A 4,607-nucleotide genomic window follows, 5' to 3' on the forward strand; every position below is an offset into this window, starting at 1 on the left:
GGCCCACTCCCCGAACGGCCAGGAGCCCCGTTCGCTCTCGCACCAGTGCGTTGACGTGCTGAGGCAGAACAACATGGGGCCGTTCCAGGAACTGCGGCAGGACATCTACCGCGAGCTGGAGCGGCTGGTCGGGGAGAAGTCCCGGACGGCCGACCAGCTCATCAGGGACGCGGTGCACGCCGTCCGCGACAGGACCCAGGACGCGCCGAGCAAGTCGGGCAAGAGGTTCCCCTGGAGCCGGATCAGGGCGTTCCTCACCCGGCTGACCCGGCAGGTGCCGGTCTTCCTGAGCGGCGACGAGCCGGTCACGGTCTCCCTCGGCAACAACGGGACCGTGGTCGACGCGCTCGCCGACGACTGGTGGCGGATGCTCGACGGCGAGCTGATCTGCTACGTCCTCGGCAAGGGCGTCGCGATCACCCAGTACGACTACGAGGAGCTCGCCGGGGCCCTCTACAACAGCCGCTCCACCGCGTCCTACGACAAGGTGCAGGAGGTCATCGAATACCTCGCCCGCGCCGGCCGCATCACCGAGGCGCCCGACGACGTGATGAGGATCGTGCTCGCGGGCCCGCCCCTGGCCCACGACGGCTCGCCCCCGCCGGGCGGCTGACACCGGGGGGAGCGGGGAGTGCCGGGCCCGGCGGAGCAGGCGCGCCGTGCCCGGCACTCCCGTCAGACGGCGGCGGCCGCGCGGGACGTCTCCAGCGCCTCGTCGTACCGGCGGACGATCAGATCGGCGACCTCCGGGGCCGCGCCCAGGACGGGCGACACCGCCGCGGCCCCGGCGGCGAGGGACTCCGCCCGGACCTTGTCGGCGAAGTAGCCCGGGGCCAGGAAGTACGACGCCACCGCCACGCGCGGGGCGCCCGCGCCGAGCAGCGCCGCGACCGCCTCGGCCGGGGCCGGGCTCGCCGCCGACGCGTACGCCGGGACCACGTCGTGCCAGCCGCGCGCCCGCCACTCGCGGGCCAGCCGCGCGATGGTGGCGTTCGCGGACGCGTCGCTGGAGCCCGCCGAGACCAGCACGACGGCCGTGTCCGGGACGCCCGGGACGACGCCCGCATCGGCGAGGCGGCGCTCCAGCGCGTCCATGAGGAGCGGGTGCGGGCCGAGCGTCCCGGCGGTGCGCAGCCGCAGCCGCGGGTGCAGGCCGCGCACCCGGTTCAGCACGCCCGGGATGTCGGTCTTGCTGTGGTAGGCGGCCGTGAGCAGCAGCGGCAGCACGACCGCGGCGCCGGCGCCGCCGCGGGCGAGGCCGTCGAGGACGCGGTCGGGCGCGGGCGCCGCGTGGTCCAGGAACGAGGCGTGCACGGGCACGTCCGGGCGGCGGGCCCGGACCGCGTCCAGCAGCGCGGCGACGGTCGCGGCCGCGCGGGGGTCCCGGCTGCCGTGCGCCACCGCCACCATCGGCCTGCCGTCGGGGTTCATGGGGCTCACAGGTGGATTCCGCACTCCGTCTTGCCCATCCCGGCCCAGCGGCCGCTGCGCGGGTCCTCGCCGGGCGCGACCGGGCGGGTGCACGGCGCGCAGCCGATCGAGGGGTAGCCGTCGTAGTGCAGCGGGTTGACGAGCACCCCGTTGTCCTCGATGTAGTTGTCCATCTCCTCCTGCGTCCAGCCGAGGATCGGGTTCACCTTGACCATGCCGCGCTTGCGGTCCCACTCGACGACCCTCCGGTCGCGGCGGCTCACGGTCTCGTCCCGGCGGATCCCGCTGAACCACGCCATGTAGCCCTCCAGCGCGCGGCCGAGCGGCTCGACCTTGCGCAGGTGGCAGCACAGGTCGGGGTTGCGGCCGAACAGCCGCGGGCCGAGCGCGGCCTCCTGCTCCTCCACCGTCCGGGACGGCGCGACGTTGATCACGTTCACCGGGTAGACGGCCTCGACCGCGTCCCGGGTCCCGATCGTCTCGGCGAAGTGGTAGCCGGTGTCGACGAACAGCACGTCGATGCCCGGCTTCACCTTCGACACCAGGTGGATCAGCGCCGCGTCCGACATGGACGAGGTCAGGCAGATGCGGTCGCCGAACGTCGCGACGGCCCAGCGGATGACCTCCAGCGTGGGCGCGCCCTCCAGCGCGGCGGCCGCGGACTCGACGATGTCTTCGAGGTCAAGGGTCGGTCTGTCGGTCTCCAGAAGAGTCACCGAAGGGTCTCCTTGCTCGCGGTGCGGGGAGCGCCGACACCGAGGAACTTCAACGTGAAGGAACGAAGGCAGTCGGGGCAGAACCACGACCCGTGCTCTTCGCGCGGTTCGAGGCTCTCCTCGCCGCAGTAGGGGCAGTAGAACGGCGCCATCCGCTCGCTCATTTGAGGTCCGCCTCGTCGGCGCGATGCACCCAGTCGGCGAACGACTCGCCGTCCGTGCGCTGCTCGTCGAACTTGCGGACGACCCGCTCGATGTAGTCGGTCAGCCCGGCCGAGGTCGTCTTCAGCCCGCGGACCTTCTTGCCGAACGACGCGCCGAGCTGCCCGCCGAGGTGGATCTGGAAGCCCTCGACCTGGTCGCCGTTCTCGTCCACGACGAGCTGGCCCTTCAGGCCGATGTCGGCGACCTGGATGCGGGCGCACGCGTTCGGGCAGCCGTTGACGTTGATGGTGAGCGGCTGGTCGAAGTTCGGGAGCCGCTTCTCCAGCTCGTCGATCAGGTCCATGGAGCGCTGCTTGGTGTCGACGATCGCGAGCTTGCAGTACTCGATGCCCGTGCACGCCATCGTCTGCCGCCGGAACGTGGACGGGCGCGCGTGCAGGTCGTGCTTCGCCAGCTCCTCGACGAGCGCCTCGGTGTTCTCCTCCGGGACGTCCAGGATCACCATCTTCTGCTCGTTCGTCGTCCGCACCCGGCCGGAGCCGTAGCGGTCGGCGAGGCCGCCGATCACGCCGAGCATCTCGCCGCTCACCCGGCCGACGCGCGGCGCGAACCCGACGTAGAAGCCGCCGTCCCGCTGCGGGTGGACGCCGACGTGGTCGCGGCGGGGGAGCGGCGCGGCGGGCTCGGGGCCGTCCGGCAGCGCGTACCCGAGGTAATCCTTCTCCAGCACCTCGCGGAACTTCGCGGCGCCCCAGTCCTTCATCAGGAACTTCAGCCGTGCGCGGCTGCGGAGGCGCCGGTACCCGTAGTCGCGGAAGATCGACGTGACGCCGTGCCACACCTCGGTGGCCTGCTCGGGCTTGACGAACACGCCGAGGCTCTGCGCGAACATCGGGTTCGTGGACAGCCCGCCGCCGACGAACAGCTGGTACCCGGTCTCCCCGGCCTCGTTCACGACGCCGACGAACGCGATGTCGTTGATCTCGTGGACGGTGCAGTGCGCCGTGCAGCCCGACATCGCCGTCTTGAACTTGCGCGGCAGGTTCGAGAACTCGGGCGAGCCGATGTACCTGTCGTGGATGTCGCGGAGCTGCGGCGTCGCGTCGATGACCTCGTCGGCCGCGATCCCGGCCAGTGGACAGCCGATGATGACGCGCGGGACGTCCCCGCACGCCTCCATCGTGTGCAGCCCGACCGCTTCGAGCGCCTCCCAGATCGCCGGGACGTCCTCGATCCGCACCCAGTGCAGCTGGACGTTCTGCCGGTCGGTGATGTCGGCGGTGCCGCGCGCGTACCGGGTGGAGACGTCCGCGATCGTGCGGAGCTGCGGGCCGCTCAGCTGCCCGCCGTCGATCCGCACCCGCATCATGAAGTAGCGGTCTTCGAGCTCCTCGTCCTCCAGCGCGCCGGTCCTGCCGCCGTCGATCCCCGGCTTGCGCTGCGTGTACAGGCCCATCCAGCGGAACCGGCCGCGCAGGTCGGCCGGGTCGATCGAGTCGAAGCCCGTCTTGGAGTAGATGTCGATGATGCGGCGGCGGACGTTCAGGCCGTCGTCGTTCTTCTTGTTCTCTTCGTTCTTGTTGAGGGGTTCGTGGTAGCCCAGGGCCCACTGGCCCTCGGCCTTCTTGCGCTTGATCGCGGGTGGCACGGCGCGCGTTCCTCATCTGTGATGTGAGGGACGCGTAGCGCACCGGCAGTCATGGGCAGCCGGCTCGACGCTGAGCTGGGTGGAGTGAACGGTGACGCCGATGCACCACGCGCCCGGCTGAGCAGGGGCGTGGTCGGAGCGTCACCGACAGATCGCGCTGCGGACGCGGAGGAAGTCGACGTGCCGGCGCTTGGCCAGCAACGGGTCCGCGGCAGTCATACCTGAACTCTGACACGCCGTCTCGCAAGCTGTCCAGTCACGTCCGGCACGCGGGCGGGTGAGATGCGTCATCCTTGCCGCTTCCAGTTCACCGGAGGCTCCGCATCGTCGCTGGTCTCCGCATCGGTCTCGGGCGATCCGCCGTCGCGCGCCGCCGGGCCTGGCCGGTGCTGGCAATCGCACCAGGACCCGCCGCGGCACTCCTCGTGGCGGCGCTCTCGGCACGACTCGCAGATCACGCTTCCATTGTCACCGATGGAGGACGGTGCCCTGTCCGCGCCCAGCCGGTGCCCTGTCCGTCCGGAGACGATCTTGGTCCGGGCGACGTTCTGTGCCGTCAAATCGGGTATGGGCAAAACGATGCGCGGGGAACGGAAGCCATGCCTGCGAGATGGCGGGGCGGGGGAGGCGGTCGGGACGCGATGCGC

General features: G+C 71.4%; 5 protein-coding genes. 1 reads left to right on the forward strand and 4 read right to left on the reverse strand.

From position 1 onward, the window contains the following. Positions 1-613: hypothetical protein (locus tag E1264_RS40420; RefSeq protein ID WP_207936882.1), on the forward strand; the 613-nt coding region annotated here is incomplete at its 5' end. A 62-nt stretch (positions 614-675) separates the two neighbouring features. Here E1264_RS40420 and E1264_RS40425 read toward each other — a convergent pair. From E1264_RS40425 to E1264_RS40440, 4 genes are read right to left on the reverse strand one after another with little or no spacing between them, the layout of a single operon-like run. Further along, entirely contained in the window at positions 676-1,431 is a 756-nt protein-coding gene (locus tag E1264_RS40425) for a sirohydrochlorin chelatase (RefSeq protein ID WP_132182521.1), read from the reverse strand. Between the two features lie 5 nt (positions 1,432-1,436). Then, a complete protein-coding gene (locus E1264_RS40430) occupies positions 1,437-2,147 on the reverse strand; it encodes a phosphoadenylyl-sulfate reductase (RefSeq protein WP_132182515.1) in 711 nt (236 codons plus the stop codon). Continuing rightward, on the reverse strand, positions 2,144-2,311 hold the full coding sequence (locus tag E1264_RS40435) for an Insertion element protein (protein WP_132182517.1): 168 nt from the start codon (positions 2,309-2,311) through the stop codon (positions 2,144-2,146). Before E1264_RS40435 ends, E1264_RS40430 begins: the two co-directional genes overlap by 4 nt. Beyond that, positions 2,308-3,960 (reverse strand): nitrite/sulfite reductase, encoded by a 1,653-nt coding sequence (locus E1264_RS40440; protein WP_132182519.1) that lies wholly within the window; start codon positions 3,958-3,960, stop codon positions 2,308-2,310. The genes E1264_RS40435 and E1264_RS40440 overlap by 4 nt, the downstream gene beginning before the upstream one ends. Between the last annotated feature and the right edge of the window lie 647 nt (positions 3,961-4,607).

Source organism: Actinomadura sp. KC216, assembly GCF_004348535.1.
GTDB lineage: Bacteria > Actinomycetota > Actinomycetes > Streptosporangiales > Streptosporangiaceae > Spirillospora.